Origin of the sequence: Fulvivirga sp. M361 (assembly GCF_007097395.1) — a bacterium.
In the GTDB taxonomy this organism is placed as follows: Bacteria; Bacteroidota; Bacteroidia; order Cytophagales; family Cyclobacteriaceae; genus Fulvivirga.
In genome coordinates this window covers 130,631-150,501 of the sequence record NZ_VKDC01000011.1, presented here as the reverse complement: position 1 = coordinate 150,501, position 19,871 = coordinate 130,631, and the positions used below count along the sequence as shown (strand labels likewise).

Sequence of the window (19,871 nt, the reverse complement as noted above, 5' to 3'; positions counted from 1 at the left end):
AGCTACTGATGTTGACAACAATAGAGTTATCATGAATTTCATTATTCGTAAGTTTTTTAATGCTTATCACGGTGAAGAGTCTAGTGTGCTCTTGCTCTTTATTTTCGGCTTGTGTCTGGGTGTTTTCCTGGCATCGTTTGATTTAGGCAGTACGGTATTATTTTTAGATGTATTCGATAGCGAAAACCTACCTAAAGCCTTTATGCTTTCGGGTGTGCTGGGGTTGGTACTAACTATCGCTTATTCTTATTTGCACCTACGTATATCATTTGCCAAACTGGCTGGTATTTTTATTTTACTCCTTTCAGGTACTTATCTATTCCTCTACTATCAATATGAGATATATCAAAGTCCGGGTATTGTAGAGCTGGCCTTCATTTTAGTAGTTCCATCAGGGATAATCATTGTAATGATTTTTAATGGGTTGCTGAATGCGCTTTTTGATATCGGGCAGTTAAAAAGAGTTTCTACTACCATTGATCTGGGTATCGTAAGTGCGGCTGCCGGGTTTTTGTTTTCCGCAGAGTGGATCAAAAACTATTTTGACTTACAAACGAGTCAATTTATGGTGATTGGAGCAGTATCCGGTTTCATTGCACTGATTATTCTGACCATTATCATTTTTCAGTTTGAAAGGTTAAATGAGCTACAGGTAAGTGCGCAGTATGTAGGGTACAATAATAAATACAAAAGACTACTGAAAGACCGGTATTTTGTGCTTCTGAGCCTTTTTGTAATGTGCGCTGCCATCACACTTATTTTTGTTGATTTCTACTTTTTTTCAGTGGTGCATGAGCAATATGCAGTTGCTGATGAAAGTGCCGATGAAATGCTGCGGTTCTTATCCCTTTTCATGGGAGCTGTCATCGTCTCAGCTTTTGCCATACATGCATTCGTAAGCCGCTGGGCTATTCAGCAATATGGCATGAAGGCGGCGTTGTTAATATTACCTACATTGCTATTTCTTGGTATGGGAATAGCCTTTGGGGTTGGCTTCTATTTCGGTCACACTATTGCCTCCGATACATTCTTTTTATTTTTCATCGTCATTATAGCATGCAAGCTTGTTGGAAATGTTTTGAAAACCGGGCTGCAGGTACCTGTATTTAAATTCTATTTCTTACCTATTAATTCTTTGCTCAGGTTTGACTTGCAGTCTAAAGTTGAAGGAACGGTAAGTGCTTTTTCATTCGTTTTGGGAGGAGGAGTCCTTCTGGCGATAGCGGAGATTGAGCAGTTTGATTTCCTGTACTACCCGTTTCTCATCGCAATATTTGTAGCGCTCTGGGTCATTGCAGCCTTTAAAATCAATTCAGTGTATCGAGAGCTTTTAAAACAAAGTCTTGATAAACAACAAGACCTGATACAGCATGAAAAAAGACTGTCAGAAAGTTATTTAGAACAACTTGTGACCGGCATATTTGACCAAGACCGTGAAAAGATGCCACGTTACATGAATGTTTTGAACATCCTTGATCCGGTTACTTATAAGAAGGTATTGGTAAAACTTTTGGATGTGGAAGATACCTATGTTCAGGAAATGGCCCTCCGGCAGGCTTCCGACCTGTGTTTGTTAAATGCTATACCTGTGCTTGAAAAAATTATGGAGAGTAAATACTATCCTGTATTACGTACGGCAGATCTGATTTTAAATGTATATAATAAACTCAGAGGGGCAGAGTTTCGCTTAGAAAAAATTAAATACATAGAGCAATTGACTCTATCAAAGCTTACAGATGAACGAATATTTGGTGCACTTTTGACTGCCTATGCGGCGGAAGAGATGAAAGGCAAACTTCTGAATAAACTTTTTCGGGACCCTAACATGGAGGTAAGGTATCATACCGTTACTGCGGCGGCGGGTTCCGATAATTTGGACCTGCACCATAATTTAATTGAAAAGCTTAATAGTCCTGCCTACAGTAATGCTGCTGTATCGGCCATCGTTGCTACCGGTGAGCAACTATTTCATATGTTGGAAACAGCTTTTTTTCTTTTAGGTCAAGATCAAAAAACGCAACTAAGAATTGTCCAGATCTATGGACGGGTGGGGTCAGAACGTGCTGTGGAATTGTTGCTGAAAAAGTTAAACTATCCTAATCAGAATGTTATGGCCGAAGTATTAGAAGCGTTAAGCAAATGTGGCCATACATTGGACGATGCGGAGTCTTTACAGATCAGAACTGAATTGGATGAGGTTTGTAATACTGCCATCTGGAATATGTCAGCACTGTTAGACTTACAACGTATTGGCTGTTCTGAGCTGTTAAGCAACGCGTTAGAAAAGGAAATACAGACCAACTACGAGAATATATTCAGGTTGCTGGCACTTATCTATGACCCTAAATCAGTCGAGTTGGTTAAAAAGAACATTAACAGCGGTGATGTTGAGGAGGCAGAGTTTGCCTCTGAACTTTTAGATGTATTTGTCAGTGATGAGATCAAACCGATGCTGATCCCTATTCTGAGTACTACAAACTATGCGGAAAAGGTGCAAAGGTTAAAGTTTCGTTTTCCTACCGAACCCATGAAAAAGCATGAGGTTTTGGTAAATCTGGTGCAAAGAGATTATAAATGGGTTAATCGATGGACTAAGGCATGTGCGTTGAGGGAGTTAACAGAAACTAAACACTCAGACGACAAGGCAGTCTTTGCAGCAAATATTGTGAACCCTGATTCTATACTGCGTGAGACAGCGAGTGAGGCCATTTACAATTTTTATAAGGAAGACCTGGACGGATATTACCTGCGTTTTAAGGACCAGTCACGATACATTATGACCAGTGAGACGATCCATAAAATAATAGAGGAGCGTACAAGGGAGAAACAAGAAATGCCAGTCATGAAATTTGACATTATTGCTTTTCTGGATACTGTCCCTGACTTTGAGAAAATATCGGGATTGGTGCTTTCTGAGATTGCAAAAAATATGGAGGTTTTGAAGTTTAAAGAAGGTGAGGTCATTGAGACATATGACAATGTCAGACTTATGCATTATTATGTAATTTTCAGTGGATCGCTTTCGCTCTATACAGATGAAATACACTTTGAGGATTATACAAAAAACCAATTTCTGCACAACCTTGATTGGATTAATAAGAAAATGCCAAACATTGAATTAAGAGCGAAAGAAGATATCGTTTTGTTCAGGATAAAGCAGCAGGATTTTAACGAACTTATGTCATTTAATGATGAGATCCCACGCTCTATACTTAGCAAAGCAGGTATAAAAATACAGCAAAAGAAACCTGAAATGATGCTGACGTGAATGTTTTGACTTTAGAATTACTTCCAGGGTCAGGGCAAGTGAGGTCATGACAAAGAAACGAATTAAGTTATATGGTGTCTACGTGACGGTAGATAACTCGCCTGATCAGCAAAATGGTAAGGGTTGGGTGGACCTTTTAAATAATTATATAACCTATATAGCAAAGCGAGAGTACCAGTGTTTCATTGAATTTAATAAAGTGGAGATTACTTCAAGTGACGATATTCTATCCCTGACGGACTTTTCTGATACATCCATCCTAGCTGTGTTATCTGAAGCATCATTGGCCAGTGAAAAGTGGTGTAATCAATTCAATGCTAAGGACTTGGGTGAGAAAAGTATTAACCTTATAACTTTGGTAAAAGAACCTCTGATTTCCAGTGACTTACCTGCCGCCATATCTCTTCACCCTAAGTTTGATTTTTATTTAACAAATACTACTTCAGGTGAAGCGATCTCTACTGAAGACCTGCTTTCTCCAAAGTATTTAAATGCCTTTTTGCTAAAAATTTTTGATTTGGTTAAGGTGTTAATCGAGTCTGATATTAACCCTCCAAAGACTGACTATAAAAGTGTCTATCTGGCGCTTACAAGCCATGACCTGGCTGCTGTCAGAGATAATGTTAGACGTGGATTGATACAGCATGGGTACAAAGTCCTTCCCGAAATTGCTTACTCCAGGATGACGAATGATCTGGAAAATGTAATGTATAATGATGTAAGAAAATGCAGCATATCGGTCCATTTGATTGGTAAATATTATGATAACGGATTGTGTGACACGGATCTTTCTATGACTGAGGTTCAGTATCAAGTTGCCTTAGACTACCACAATGGATTAACGAAAGAGTATGAGGAATCGGAATGTCCTGATTTTACCAGAGTTATATGGCTGCCTGAACGAGACCTTAAAGTAGAAGAAAAGCAAAGTCGTTTTATTGAGCGCTTTTACAGTGAACAAAATGTACTAAACCGTGCTGAATTGATACGAAGCCCTGTTGAAGAACTAAAGGACATCATTATTAATAAGTTAACGGAAGACCTGTCCTTAAACAGGGGATATAAAGAAATAGAGAGTGTAGATGAGCGTAAAAGTGTATATGTGATAGCCAGAGATGAGTATAATAAAACACATGAAAAAGTAAAAAATATACTTCAAAGCAATGAAATTGATGTGATTACCTCAGATATGTCATTAAATCACAAAGATTTCATTGGAATCCATAAACAAAATTTGCTTTGTTGTAATGGTGTACTCCTCCTGGCGGAAGAGCAAGACCTGTTGTGGCTTAGAAGCAAAATGAATGATGTACACAAAGCTTATAGCTGGGGAAGAAATAGCGCTTACCTGGGAGTAGCAGTCTTAAGTGCTAGCATTGATCAATTGCCCGAAGATTCTACTTATGATCAGGTTATATTGATACATAAGAAAAACAAGTTCAATGCAGGTATTTTAACACCATTTACAGAAAAACTCGAATAACCATTACCCATATGTCTGAGATATCAACCCTTGACGAAATTGAGACTATTGCGGAAAGTAAAAACCCTTTTCCAGGCCTTAGACCGTTTAAATTTGAAGAGAGCCATCTCTTCTTTGGACGAGAAAACCAGGTAGACCATGTTATAGAAAAGCTGGTGGAAAGAAAGTTTGTGGCTATTGTAGGAGCTTCAGGTGTGGGAAAATCTTCATTTATGTCCTGCGGGATACTCCCGGTTTTGTTGGGAGATTATAAAACTTTGAAATCCAATACCTGGGAGATATATAATTTGACTCCTGGCGATTCTCCTGTAAAATCATTAGCAGATGCACTATCAGGGCCCTATTTAGGACAACAAGAAGTTGTGGAACGGGATGAAGTAGAAAAAAATGTCGACTATTCAACTTTATCCGAGTACGAAGATGGGCTGGTGAAAGTGATCAAAAGTAAGTATAAGAAATCCAAAAGCAACTGCCTGCTTTTTATTGATCAGTTTGAAGAATTGTTTCGATATAATCAGGATGGTCAGGTCAATGTAGATAATGATGAGGTCCAGTCTTTTGTCAAACTAATAGTACATGCTATTAACCAATCAGAAGTGCCTATTTATGTGGTCATTACCATTCGTTCTGACTTTATAGGTGACTGTGCACAGTACCCCATACTTACAAAGGTGATAAATGACAGCCAGTTCTTGATTCCTCAAATGACCAGGGAAGAAAAGCAGAGCGCCATTGTGGGACCAATAGCTGTAATGGGTGCTCAAATCGAAGACCGTTTAGTTAAGGAGATATTAAACGATATAGGTGATAATGCTGACCAGTTGCCGATTATGCAGCATGCACTTATGCGTACCTGGAGTTATTGGCAATACCGAAGTGTAGGGGATGAACCCGTGAGTTTGTCAGATTACGAAGCGATTGGTGGAATGCAGAATGCACTTTCGGAACATGCCAGAGAGGCATATCGGGAGCTAAACGATGACCAGAAAAAAATCTGTGAACGGATCTTCAAAACCATTACTGAAAAGGGAGAAGAAGGACGAGGGGTCAGGAGACCTACAAAGCTGGCAGAGATTGCAGCTATCGTTGATGCCCCAATTGATGAAGTGAAAAATGTAATTGATCATTTCAGGAAGCCTGGTCGCACATTATTGTTACCCGTCTACCAGGTGGAGCTTACTGATTCTACTGTTATAGATATTTCTCATGAGAGTTTTATGAGGATATGGGTAGAGTTGAACGAGTGGGTGGAAGAGGAAGCCGAATCAGTAAAGTTGTATTTGCGTCTAGCCGAGGCGGCAGAAATGCACCAGGAAGGTAAAGCAGGCTTATGGAGGCCTCCCGATCTACAGATAGCCCAAAGCTGGAAAGAAGAGCAGAAGCCGTCCCTGGCCTGGGGACTTGGGCATCATAAAGCTTATGAACGGACCATGTTATTCCTGGAGTACAGCCAAAAAGAGCATGAACGACAGCAGCTAATAAGAGAGAAACTTCAAAAAAGGAGATTGATCGCTGCTAGAATTACCGCAATTGTACTAGGTCTGGGTATTGTGATTGCATTGCTTTTTTTACTTTACGCGGAAAGACAGCGTGTATATGCTGAAAAGCAGCGCCAAGAAGCTAATATACAAAGAGACAAAGCTGCTGAGAATGAAAAATTGGCTGCCAGAGAAGCCAAAAGGGCCCAGGAAAATGCAGAGGAGGCTATCAAGCAGAAAGAATTCGCGATTACAGAGCAAAAACGTGCGGAAAACAGTGAGCGGGTGGCTAACCAGGCACTTATACAAGCCCGGATTGAAAAGGAAAATGCCATTGTACAACAAAAGATCGCTGACAGTGCTAAGGAGGTGGCGCTTACCGAGGAACAAAAGGCATATCAATTAAGACTACTTTCCATCGCTAAGTCTATGGCGATCAAGTCGGTTCAACTTACCGATTCAGCGAAGAAGGGACTAGTAGCCAAGCAAGCTTTTAACTTCTTTAGAGATTATGGAGGACAACCCTTTGATCCCGACCTGTATGATGGCCTGTATTACGCGATCAAAAGCCTCGAATTACCGGATTATAATAGTCTCATAGCACATACACAAAATGTGAGGTCGCTTGTGACAGGTAAAAATGCGACATACATCTACTCAGCGGGTAGCGATGGTAAGATCTTTCGCTGGAATAGCCGTGACCCTCAAAATGCTTATGAATTAATTTCTGATAACCCTGGCCGTATCAATAGAACGTTGGCGTTAAGTGATGATAATCGCTTGCTTGCCTGTGGAGGAGACTTTGGGTTTGTAGAAATATACGACCTGAGTGCAACTGGTAAGAAACCAAGAGTGATGAAAATTAATGCTTCTGATGTTTGGTTCATAGAATTTACTTCCAACGAAGGAGGGTTGATCTATTCCGGATCTGACAAAAGGATTATTTTCCAGGACCTGACACGTACTGAGGTCATAGCCGAAAGTGATGAGAAAATAAACGCGATAGCAGTAAGTCCTGACGGTCGGTATGTAGTGGCAGCTAAGAAAAACGGTATGTTAGAGACTTTTGATCTTAAAGACAACAATGCGCCCAGTATTTTAACGCAAGATCTTAGGGCCATTCCGTTGATTTCGGTAGCCTTTAGTAATGATGGGCGTTACCTGGCTACGGGTAATGAAAAAGGATTGGTTCGTGTATGGGATTTTAAAGGTAGAAAACCTCTTAGTACACTGATAGGTCATAGTGCACGTGTAAATAACATCGAATTTAGTCATGATAATCGTCGTATGGCTACGGGAAGTTTTGATAAAACGGTGCGTATCTGGAATATGCAAAATCTCTTCGATCCTCCCATTGTGCTCAAAGACCATGAAGACTGGGTTTGGTCGATAACATTTAGTCCGGATGACAGTAATCTTCTGGCTGGATGTCGGGATTACCTTATTCGGTTATGGCCCACAGATACCAGAAATATGGCCGGTGAAGTCTGTGAGAAACTCGAAAGAAACATGTTGAAAGAGGAATGGGAACTCTACGTAGCCGAAGATATCCCTTTTGAAAATACCTGTAAATAAGCTTACTCCCAATTAGATGAAACCAATATTAATGACATCAAAATCCGTTTATATAGCAATTCTGATGAGTTTCCTGGGGGTTACAGTGTCACAAGCCCAACGTGAGCAATCTGAAAATGCGTGTGCAAAAACCCTCAGAAGTGCCCGGTCATCTTATGAACAAGGCAGGATAGAAGAAGTACCGGATCTGCTTAATGATTGTCTTAAAGGAGGGTTTAATGATGTAGAGAGAGTAGAGGCCCATAAGCTTTTAATACTATCCTATCTGTATTATGATGAACGAGGGGCCGCAGAAGAGGCGATGCTGAAGTTTTTGAAGATAGAGCCTGAGTACGAAATAAACCCTGTGGTTGATCCTCCTGAGTTCATTAACCTTTACAATAGCTTCAGGACCAAGCCGATCTTTTTAATAGGAGGCAAAGCCGGAGGTAATCTCACGTTTGTAGATGTACAGAAAAATTTCAGCCTTGATAATATGATGACCGTTCCAGGTACTTATTCTGCTCAGTTGGGGTATCAGGCAGGGTTAACTGCTGACATACCACTATTTAAAAACTTTTCCCTGGGTATTGAGGCGAATTTTATTGGCCAGTTTTATGAATACGAGAATAGCCAACTGGGGTTTTCACAACTTACCTTTCAGGAAGAGCAGCTTTGGGCTGAAGTCCCGCTTTTTATAAGATATAACTTTGATAAAGGAAATGTTAAATACTATGCTCAGGTGGGGGCGTCTATAAGTTACCTTATCAGTGCAGAAGCAACAGTAGAACGTACAGATAGTGTTAACGTAGAGATTGGTAATCGTAGTGTTTCCGGCCCTTCTATAGACCTGAAAGAGCAGAGAGAATCCCTTAACTATAGTATAGTAGGAGGAGTAGGCGTGAAAATTAAAAATGTTTTGGGTCGTGGATATTTGCTGGCAGATATCCGGTATTCCTATGGCATTCCGAATGTAGTTAACGAAGAAACCCGATATGACAACCAGGAATTGCAGTATAGATACTTATACCTTGACAATGATTTTAGTTTAAACAACGCTTTTTTCTCCATCGGGTATATGGTACCTGTTTATAAACCTAAACTGATTAAACGAAAAAAAACAAAGCGTTAAATGAGCGGCATAAGGTTTTAAGGTAGTTAATCAGATAGCTCAATGCTCAATTAATATTTTATCCTTTTAAACAACACTTGATGACCCGATAGAAATGACTTGGAAAGTACAGTGCAGATATATTAACCTATTCAACTTCCTTATAACTGGGAATCTCAACTTATTTTAAAAGGTATTTTTATAGAAGGAAGACTAATACTCCTGGTAAATTTTTTGTTCGTCAATCCCAAAGTACCTCAAATTTCATTGATAACATTCAGAACATGCATGCACTATTCACTGATGTGTTTAATCCTTCTTTCGTGCAAGATGTGGTGAATTTGTGTGATTGGTTAAGTAAAATAAATAAGGTGTGACAAAACATGGATTTACTAAATAATTGATTGATCGTTTGATACAATTAAAATAAGAGTTTAAAAGCTACTATTTGTTCTTTACGCCATGGATCTTTTTAATCGACATCTTTTAAACGCTTGTCAAGTTTACTAAACTTACATTCATGGATTCAACTGGATTATTACGACGAGACATCGACTGGGTGCGTCAGGTCATTGGTTTTCGAACGGATCAACTGGAGAATAAACAATTATCGCAAAAAGAATTAGACCCGCCGGAAATATCGTCATCCGATAGAGATAACTACGCCACCATGGTGACTGAGCATTCGTTAAATCCGAGTGAACGACTAATACTGACGCTGTCCGTATTACCATACGTTGCATCTGAATACCTGGATAACCTCTGTGTAAAAAACCCTGTCACCGGAAGCATTTTTACTGAATTAGGAGGGCGTTTTTCTGATGCTTCCAGTGGGTTCATTCCTACAGGTGATACAGCGGTCTACCTTATAGCTGGCAGTGACCTGGCGGTCAGGCTTCAAGTACAAATGTTACTGGACAAAGACGGAAGGTTATTTGCGGGCAATCTGTTAAAACTTGACCAGGTGTCAATCGGTACTCCTCCTATGACAGCGCGTCTTATCCCTACTGAGGAATGCCTGCATAAAATACTGTTTCAAAAGAATTACAGACCTGATTATGCTCCTCACTTCCCGGCAAAACTTTTGCAAACACGATTGACATGGGACGACCTGGTATTGCCGTACGACATTTACGAATCGCTTGATGAATTGGATGCCTGGTTAGACCATCATGATAAACTTGAGCAGATGCCTGAAGTGAATAAGAAATTCAAACGTGGTTATCGCGCCTTATTTTATGGCCCGCCAGGTACGGGTAAGACGCTTACAGCTTCCCTCATGGGTAATAAATATGCGTTGGATGTCTACCATATTGATCTTTCCATGCTGGTGTCCAAGTATATTGGAGAAACGGAGAAAAATCTGAAACATATCTTTGATATCGCCGAAAACAAACAGTGGATACTTTTTTTCGATGAAGCGGATGCCATCTTCGGCAAACGAACGCAAACGCAATCCTCCAATGATCGCTATGCTAACCAGGAAGTATCTTATTTGCTTCAACGTGTGGAGGACTATCCCGGGTTAATAGTGCTGGCCTCTAATCTGAAATCCAATATGGACAAAGCCTTTTTGCGGCGGTTTCAATCCATCATTTATTTTCCTATGCCGGGTCCGGAAGAACGCTATGAATTGTGGCAGAAAGCATTTGCAGATGTGCTTCAACTTGAATCTACCATCAATTTGAGAAAAATTTCAAAGGACTATGAGCTTTCAGGTGCGGCTATAGGCAACATTTTACGCTATTGTACTTTGATGGCGCTGAAAAGATCTTCTCCTGAAGTAAAAGAGCAAGACTTGCTTAACGGTATTCGGAGAGAAATGAGCAAAGAAGGTAAAGTTTCTTAGAAAAGTCTCAAATATAACAGTCAATATTAATCAAACTACTTAAAAAGCACCTGGGAAAACATATACAACAAGCCGGAAAGAATTTTTCTCTTATTATAGTTTGCCGGCCATTTGAAATTAATAAAGTCAGTACTATGAAAACGCCTTGTAACCAAATCACGTAAATGCTTTGATATTTAGCTATTTACCTTAAACTCTTCACATAAATGCCGGTGTAATTTAAGCCAATTCTACCGCTTAACAGTGTTATCAACAGATGTGTATTTTCTTCATATGATTAAATAGAAAAACCAGTCTAAGGCCACTTATAAGGAATACAAACTCAGCTGCTAACAAAGTAATTCTCGCCGTTTTTGAAAAAAACATTACATCTTCTTACTTAGCTTGTGGATGTAGGTTACTTTTGGTTTAATTTATGGATTGATCAACAAGATATATAACATTTAATAGAAATACTCGCTTTAAATGTCCTTTTTGGCTTTAATATAAGACGTCTTAAAATGCTAAGATTCTTGATATAAGGTAGTTACAGAAAAAATCACTCACTAGTTTTTAACCATGGAAAACCAAAAACCAACAGTATTTACATTTTTCAAAAGAACCGTATCATTTTTTGCATTGGCATTAGCCACTTTATGCTGGGTAGGGTGTGGCGATGATGATGATGGGGAATTTGATTGCACCACCACCTCTATAAGCTTTGACCTGTCTGTGGGTGATTGTTCTGATCTTGAATTAGACAATGTGTCTGGCGGTACTGCTCCGTATCAATTCTCCATAGACGGCACTAATTTTCAACCTGACGCTGCTTTTAGTAATGTAGCTACAGGGAGTGTCACCGTTACAGTACGGGATGCAAACAACTGTACGAACACTGAAGTAGTTACTATAACAGATAATTTATCCCTTGAAGCTACGGCAGATGCTTTTACCATTACCGCAGAGGCTTCAGGCGGTACAGCGCCCTATGAGTACTCCGTTGATAATACAAACTTTCAAACATCAGGAACATTTGAAGGCCTTATGGGACAGGACTATACCGTACGTGTACGTGATGCACATGGCTGCTCTGCTAATGTTTCTATTACTTCAGCAGCATTGACTTCTACCACTGATGCCAGAGATGGTCAAACCTACCAGGTAGTGCGTATTGGCGATCAGGTGTGGTTTGCTGAAAACTTTAACTTGAATACTAATACAGCAGATTCTACTTCTTCGTGGTATTATGATGATGATCAAGTTACAAATGAAGCGAGATATGGTAGGTTGTACACTTGGTTTGTAGCTCAACTTATCGCCCCCCAGGGATGGAAATTACCATCAGGTGATGATTATCAAGCATTGATTGATGCCACGGGGGGAGGCGCAACTTCTGTCAATGCATTGTTGGTTGGAGGAAATTCAGGATTCGAATTTGAATTGGGGGGTAGAAGAAGTGGAACGTTTGACACATTTGGTCTCATTGAGTCGACCGGCTTTGCATGGACATCGGACGAGGAAATGGGAAAACCATCGGATGGGGTTTCTTTTGCCATAAGGGAAGCAGATGACCTTATTGAGCTGGGTTCTCCGGAGAAAGTAAACGGCCTTTCAGTAAGATTCATAAAAATGGACTAACTGTTCATGAGACGCTTAACCCTCTTTATTTTTGTTGTTGTCAATACGAGCCTGTTGGCTCAAAAACCTACAATAACCTCTAGTGCACCCACAACGAGTGCTTCGGTGAGAGCACCTATTATACTTACCAGTAATGCAGGACTTGAAGACATAGACGGTACTGAGTTATTAAGTGCTAATATTGGTCCACTTATTATCTTTCGTGAGACAGATGAAAATGGAGCTAATGTATTGTTCGATGCAGCGATTGATACTGATAAACGTGTCATAACCATCACACCCCAAGATATTCTGGATCCAACTCAACTTTACTTTATACAGTTGGATTCAGTAAGAAATTTTGAAGCAACAAACAAAGATACTTTAGAAATTACTACCTACACTTTTACCACTGGCCCATACGCTAGGGTAAACAATCCCATCACTTCAGGAATATGTGTGGATACAAGTGCAGTTACCACACTCGATCCGCTGGTAATCTCCGAGGGTATAGCTGACAATTTTATTAATACTTCGAGTTCTGGAAATGTTCATAGTCTATTATTGGAACTTCCGGCTGGTTTTGAATATGTATTGGACGAAGGCGGTATTACCGCATCTGCCGGTGATATAGAGAGTCCCTCTATCGCTTTTCATCCAGACAACGATGTCAGAAGAATTCAGGTCAATTATCGTTTATGTCCCCCTCCAGCCAGCGGCATTTGTGAGGCAAATACCGCAACGCTTGATACAGTTAGCGTTACCGGGTTACAGGTGAGGGTGACAGATCCAAACCTGGATACCGCGGCTACTTACACCATAACAAGAGTCAATCAAATTAATAGGAATGATGCAGAACTACCTGCATTACCTCCTGGCAGTACTTTTGCCAGAATGAGGCTTGCCAAAGGCCCTGGCTTGCAGGTGGTGGATGAAGATGGTGTGCCGATTATGAGTGGTACTGTAGCAGAATTTTGTGCAGAAGAATCAATAACTTTAGGAGTGGTCAGATTGGATAGTTCTCCAATAACGGCAAGCGATCAGCTTACGTTTTTTGCAAATGACGTGCAATTGACTTCTCCAATGTTTAATATCAGTGGGAATACCATTACTCTTGTCAGGGATAACTTGATCGATGCCGGTATCCCGCTTCCTTTTAACTTTTCGGCTCAGCTAAATCGGACAGGAGAGTGTATTGGCCTTTCTAATGTAGTCGAAGTGAATACGATCCAGATTACCGGAGCAGCCCCTAGCATCACCATGGATGGGTTTTCTGAAAACCAATCCTTATCGCCGGTGGCGGGTTTTACAGATGTAGGAGTTTCTCCCTTAGGTGGTCTGCTTACAATACTGATCAATGGACGGGACTCAATAGCCATTGACAATTACCAGGGTGACTTTCAATTCAGTACAGATCAATTTGCAAGTAATATAGCCAGTAGAAATATCACGATACGATATGCAGCTTTTGAAAGTGGGTGTAGCGCTGGATTTGCCGTTTTACGTTTTACGATTTTACCAAGGCCCCGGATAGAAGAAGAAATAGGGGTTTTACCCTCTTATTGTGAAGATGATGCTGCGCGAATTCCGATCTTTTTCAGGCCTCCTGATCTGACGGATACCACTACCATTAGTAATTTAGCTATTGTAGGAGGTGGAATAAGTGGTGTGATCTCCCCTGGTTATGATCCCGTAATGCAGGAGGATTCCACAGGCTTTCTGTTTGACGTTGATGCCGCAAGGTTGTCGCTCCTGCCAGGTGTCAACTCCACCTCAGTAACTATCAGCTATCAATCCAGTATAAGACAGCCCATTATTGACAACATCTGCCGGACGGTAACTTTTACTGAACTACAGGAGGAATGTTCGGATTTATATGGTTGTCGGCCCTGTTTTTCATTTGAGTTCGATTGTTTTCAAAATCAGGATAAGTGTGAATTTAGTTGTGAGCCAAATCAACGATGTGAGGTGATTGGAACGGAGTGTAATACCATAGAAGTAACCAGGACAAGGATTGAATGCAGAGACGAGATAACGGGTTTTAATACTGTGGTAAGTGATATAGAGACCTCTTACACCATTCAGTTTTTGTCGGTTCCGGAATTAGAATTCAGGACTGTGTTGCGTGAGCCTGTGGATACGGTATTCTGTGTGGATTCACCTCCGGTTTTTTTGTTGGGAGGTCCGGGAGACACTTTCGCGAACAAACGATTTTCTTTGTTAGATTTAGATACTGATGTTCAGGTAAATCTAACAGATTTTAGTTTTAACCCTAGTGATACTGACTTAGGTCCCAATGTAGATGGGTATAGGTTATTCTTCGATTTTTTAGGGGACATTTCCAATTGTGAAAATAGAGATTCACTGGATTTTCGTATCGTACCTATTCCTCAACCCGTGGCATTTCCCATGACTTTGCCAGAGGTACAGAACATTCCTGCCTATCGATATTGTTTAGGGGATGAAGTTGATTCTGTGGTTTTTGCAACTGAGGTCGAAACAACGTTGATCTGGAGAGATGATCGTGGGTTTGAATTAGCCAGGGGGAATCGTTTCTTGCCACCAGTAATAACAGACCAGGCGGGTATTACACGTTTTACGGTAGAGAGATTTCATCTTCTTGGTGGATGTACAAGTGGCTTAACCAGTTTTTTTATACAGGTGGGAGAAACTCCGGAAGTGGACTATTCTTTTAATACTGACTGCAACAGTGAAGCTTTTTTTACTGAGAACGTGACACATGCAGGTAACATACTTCAAAATGATACGATAAGGTCTTTCTTCTGGAATTTTAATGATAGAATTCCAACTTTTATTTCAGTGCCTGGTGGAGATACCAGTCACAATTTTAGTCAGCCGGGAGTTTATGACGTAGTCCTGGCTGTGGAGAGTTCTATAGGGTGTGTGGATACGCTTATCAAAAAAGTAACGGTCTTTGATCAGGTAGCGATAGACGCCGTTTCAAACAGTTATTTTGAAGATTTTAATAATGGAAATGGCGGTTGGATTGCTACCAGTGAAAATAATGAGGCGAATGGACAGGCCAGAAATAGTAGCTGGCGTATTGCTGATGTATTGGGTCAACCTGCATGGGTTACTTCTGATCCGGCCACCGGCAGATTTAATAATGATGAATTTTCCTGGGTGGAAAGCCCCTGTGTAAATCTCGACCAATGGACTGACCCCTTATTAGAGTTAGATATTCATTATAATACTCAGGCACTGGAAGGGGTAGTATTGCAATACCAGATCCAGGAGGCTGTAAATACAGACTGGATCACATTAGGGGATATCGACAGAGGGTTGAATTGGTACACCAGCAACAGTATCTCAGCCGGTCCGGGTGGGTCTATTGTTGGCTGGGCCGGTGTTACTGATAATACGGAGTGGGTTAGAGCTGCCTTTAACCTTTCTTCCGCTCAGCAAGTAGCCGCTGGAAATGAAATTAGATTCAGAATAGCTTTTGCCAGTTTGGACCAGGGGAATAGAACAGGCGAATTTACAGGGTTTTCATTTGATAACGTGAGCATTAGAGACAAAGACAGGTTTGTGTTGATAGAGCACTTTACCAACGTTACTCAGGCAGATGTTACTACAGAGCGAGAACTCGTAAGTGATTTCTCAATGCCAAGAAACGATGTCATTTACATCCAGTATCACACGGAAGACGGAGATGATCCTTTTTTCTATAGCACATTTTTCCCACGTAACACAGCGAATGATCACTTAACGCGTCGTTTCTTCTATGGATTTGATGGTCCCGGGTTTTCTGTGATGAATGGTCGTTTAACGGATACAACAAGCTTCAATGCAGGATGGGCAGAGGAGCAGTATAGCCGCGAATCGCTTACTCCTTCACCCTTTGATATTGATATCAACTTCTCCGTGTTGGACAACAATAATCTGCAAGTAAATGCCACAGCAGTCAGAAATGAAAGCCCTAACAGACTATTGGATGAAAGACAAGAAGATCTGTCATTGTCAATGACACTGGCGGTTATTGAAAAAGAGGTAGATTTTGAAGGAGAGATTTTGAATAACGTCTTTTTACAGTATTTACCGTTTCAAGGAGGTAGAGTAGCTTCCGGCCAATGGAGAGCAGGGGCTGGACTGTCATTGGAAATGGAAGAAATATGGCAAGTGCATCGTGATGCTACTGCCGGCGAATTTAGTGTAGTAGCCATAGTGCAGTTAGTACATGGAGTGGAGCAGAATACCTTTGGATTACCTCTGGCAGAGGTATTTCAGGCCTTTGAAAAGTCGATTGACGTAGAACTTAGGCAAAGTGAGATAACGAGTTTAGGAAAAGCACTACAGGCCGGTATTCAGTTTTTTCCTAACCCGGTAAGTGAAGAACTACAGGTGCTGTTTGGTGACGAAGTGATTAATGAGCCTGTTTACTGGTCTATTCTTACACTACAAGGTAAAGAAATTGTTTCAGGATATATTCCTGCTCAAAGTAAAAGTGCCTTGGTAGATGTCAGTACTTGTGATCAGGGAATGTATTTGATCAGACTTAAGGCAGGCAAGGAGCAGTTTCAACAACGTATAACGGTTATTAAGTAGTCTGAGATTTAATTAGCTGATCCAAAATGATCTAAGCCATAGATACATGCACTGTTTTGAAAACATCATGAACTCCAAAAATGCTATTACATAACCCGATGCGTAATCCCTCCCTTAAATGATAAAAGTATCCGAACAAAAAATCGGTTTGTTGATGGCACTGGTTCTTTTTTGCATAGCATGTGAGAAGGAAGAGCCTCTTGCCTCTGAGCGTAATCCATTTTTTAAAAAGTTTTATGGTACTGCCTTTGACGAGGATGGCTATGATCTTCAGGTGCTTCCTGATGGTGACAATTTGTTAATAGGTTCTACTGTTTCTGACGGAAACACAGATATTCTATTAATGAGAACAGATCGTTACGGAGATACCCGTTGGCAACGTACCTATGGAGGTTCACGGGATGATGGTGGAACGGGTATAGTATTGGATGCAAATGGAAATATTTTGATCACAGGTTTCATTACCGACGCAAATAATAATCTGGATTACGCCTTTCTTAGGGTTGATACGGATGGAAACCTCCTTGATAGCCTGACTCTGGGAAGAAGAAACTTTGATGAAGTAGGCCAACGGGTTTTGCAAACACAAGATGGTGGTTATGTCATTGGAGGAAATGTAACGCAGGATGGTGTAATTAAGGATAATTATTTTTATAAAGTAGATGCATCAGGTGATAGTGCCTGGACAGTTTCTGTTAGTTTTTTGGAAAACCTTGGCGGTATTGGAAACATGGCTGAAACAGAAGATGGCCGTATTTTATGGTGTAGTACTGTCGAGAATGATATTAATAATGATGCTGCAATTATAGTCGGAGTGATAGCACAAAATGGTCAATCTAATGAATTAGCCTTTTTTGGAGAAAACAATGGTATCAACGAAAAAGCATACGACTTAAGACAAACCTCACTGGGATGGGTAGTAGCCGGCTCTATCCAGGAAGCTGGACAAGATACAGATGCATTACTGTTAGGAGTGGAAACAATAGGAAGAATACGCTTTTCCTGGGAAGTGGTGATAAGTACTCCTCTTAATGAAGAAGCGCACAGCGTACAGGTAGCGGCTAATGGTAACTTTATCATAACCGGATTGCAAGAACCTGCTACAGATAACAAAGATATTTTTCTGGCAGAGTCTACATTCGGAGGGTTTTTGAATTGGTCTGAAACATTTGGCGGTGAAGGAAACGATATTGCACGATCACTCTTTATTGTTGACGATGACGACATTCTGTTAATAGGTACTTCGGAAATCGAAAATAATGATATCATTACTGTAATCAGGACAAATAGTGAAGGAAGCTTCTAACCTTAGCCCGATGATAAAGAGAGTAAATATCTGATAGGTCTTAATGAGTGAAATAGTGTTTATGAAGTGCTTTGCCTCCTGGAAGTGAGAGAATTTTCATCAGTGTCATCTTTCTTATGTGAAGCCTGGAATAGACATAACCAATAACCGGTATTATACCTGAAATAAAGTAAAAGGCTCATAAAATAGTTGTATTTTCAAAATCAGATGCACTTAAATTAGCTTTGAATAATATTCCTCTTTGTAGTAATGCTAGCACCCTCACCTACCCATAAAAAGCAACTTATTCAACATAATGAGACGTCCGTTCGTGATGCCAAGCAAGTGGAGCAAGACCTGGAACGATTGGCAAGCAACATAAAATCCTTTCAGCTTGGTGAAAAGTGGGTAAAAGAAACCATTGCACAGCGTTTGGCAGAAATAGAAGAGAAGAAAGAGACAAAACCTTTTCAAGAGATCTGTTCGAAGCCAGTATGGGTAGTAAAAAGTGCATGGCATGAAGTGGAGCAGGAGTTTGATTTGTCTGAAGCAGAGAGCTTTATGATGGCGCTTGTTTTTACTTCTCAATTTCAGCCTGCAAGCCTTATGCCGTTATGGGCCAACGATCAATTGATCTATTGGGCTGGTGGGAGAAAAGAAAAGCAACAGATCAGTGTAGTGCCGACGCTGCGTACGGTGTTGTTTTTATTAGCGGGCATGAATCCGGTAAAAAGAGCTTTTTATTATGCGCAATTAATTGACAGTCGCCTTTTTAAAGAGCAGGTACTGGTAAGCCAGATGGAAAGTATGGATAGTCTGGAGAACCAGTTCATTAAAATCAATGACGAGTACTATCGATGGCTCATGAACGGGCAAAAGGTGAGTATAGAAGTGAGCGCAGATTTCCCTGCCATCCTATTGGATACCTCTCTCAAGTTCGAAGACCTTGTACACAAAGAAAGTGTGCTGGATCAACTTCAACTATTGATGGACTTCGTTACCCATAAAACGGAGTTGTACAGCGATCAGGATTTCGCACGTAAAGTAAAGCCCGGTTATGTAGCCTTATTATACGGACCTCCGGGTACCGGCAAAACAATGACAGTAGCTGTTCTGGGTAAGAAAATTAACAGGGACGTTTACTGCGTTGACCTTTCACGTGTTGTCTCTAAGTACATTGGGGAGACAGAAAAGAACCTGGAAAAGATATTTCAACGCCTGGAAGGAAAGCAATGTATTCTCTTTTTTGATGAAGCAGATGCTCTTTTTGGAAAACGTACGGAAGTAAAAGACGCAAGAGACCGTTATGCTAACCAGGAAGTAGCTTATCTACTGCAAAAAATAGAACGTTTTCCAGGGTTAGTCATCCTGGCCAGCAATTATAACCAAAATTTTGACAGCGCTTTTAAAAGAAGGATACTGACCTCGATTTTCATTCCGCCACCTTCCGAACATGAGCGTGAGATCTTGTGGGAAAGGCTGCTGCCTGCTAACTTCAAATATGACTCCGATAAACTGCCTCATGAGTTGGCCACCAAGTATCAACTTACCGGTGCCAATATTGCTAATATCCTGAAACTGGCTTGCATAAGCGCGAGTCGTGATAAGAAACAGGTATTGGATAAACGTATTATAGCACCTTTGATCAAGCTGGAACAGAACAAAGAAAAAGGTTAGAAAA

9 protein-coding genes are annotated in these 19,871 nt (G+C 40.6%); all 9 read left to right on the top strand.

All coding sequences use genetic code 11. From position 1 onward, the window contains the following. Positions 1–31: 31 nt before the first annotated feature. The 9 genes from FNH22_RS14615 (at position 32) to FNH22_RS14575 (ending at position 19,867) form a co-directional block, all read left to right on the top strand. Entirely contained in the window at positions 32–3,268 is a 3,237-nt protein-coding gene (locus FNH22_RS14615) for an MFS transporter (protein WP_143399146.1), read from the top strand. 46 nt (positions 3,269–3,314) lie between these two features. Further along, a complete protein-coding gene (locus tag FNH22_RS14610; RefSeq protein ID WP_143399145.1) occupies positions 3,315–4,751 on the top strand; it encodes a DUF4062 domain-containing protein in 1,437 nt (478 codons plus the stop codon). A gap of 11 nt (positions 4,752–4,762) precedes the next feature. Next, complete coding sequence (locus tag FNH22_RS14605; RefSeq protein WP_143399144.1) at positions 4,763–7,804, top strand: High-affnity carbon uptake protein Hat/HatR; 3,042 nt, start codon at positions 4,763–4,765, stop codon at positions 7,802–7,804. A 16-nt stretch (positions 7,805–7,820) separates the two neighbouring features. Continuing rightward, on the top strand, positions 7,821–8,915 hold the full coding sequence (locus FNH22_RS14600; protein ID WP_143399143.1) for a porin family protein: 1,095 nt from the start codon (positions 7,821–7,823) through the stop codon (positions 8,913–8,915). 499 nt (positions 8,916–9,414) lie between these two features. Then, on the top strand, positions 9,415–10,743 hold the full coding sequence (locus FNH22_RS14595; RefSeq protein ID WP_143399142.1) for an ATP-binding protein: 1,329 nt from the start codon (positions 9,415–9,417) through the stop codon (positions 10,741–10,743). Positions 10,744–11,301: 558 nt separating this feature from the next. Beyond that, the gene (locus FNH22_RS14590; RefSeq protein WP_143399141.1) at positions 11,302–12,360 is read left to right on the top strand and encodes an FISUMP domain-containing protein; all 1,059 of its coding nucleotides are present in this window, start codon (positions 11,302–11,304) and stop codon (positions 12,358–12,360) included. A gap of 6 nt (positions 12,361–12,366) precedes the next feature. Then, positions 12,367–16,905 (top strand): T9SS type A sorting domain-containing protein, encoded by a 4,539-nt coding sequence (locus tag FNH22_RS14585; RefSeq protein ID WP_143399140.1) that lies wholly within the window; start codon positions 12,367–12,369, stop codon positions 16,903–16,905. A gap of 118 nt (positions 16,906–17,023) precedes the next feature. Next, positions 17,024–18,211: a hypothetical protein gene (locus FNH22_RS14580; protein WP_143399139.1), complete on the top strand. Its 1,188-nt coding sequence runs from the start codon at positions 17,024–17,026 to the stop codon at positions 18,209–18,211. Positions 18,212–18,460: 249 nt separating this feature from the next. Beyond that, complete coding sequence (locus FNH22_RS14575) at positions 18,461–19,867, top strand: ATP-binding protein (protein ID WP_143399138.1); 1,407 nt, start codon at positions 18,461–18,463, stop codon at positions 19,865–19,867. Positions 19,868–19,871: the final 4 nt, after the last annotated feature.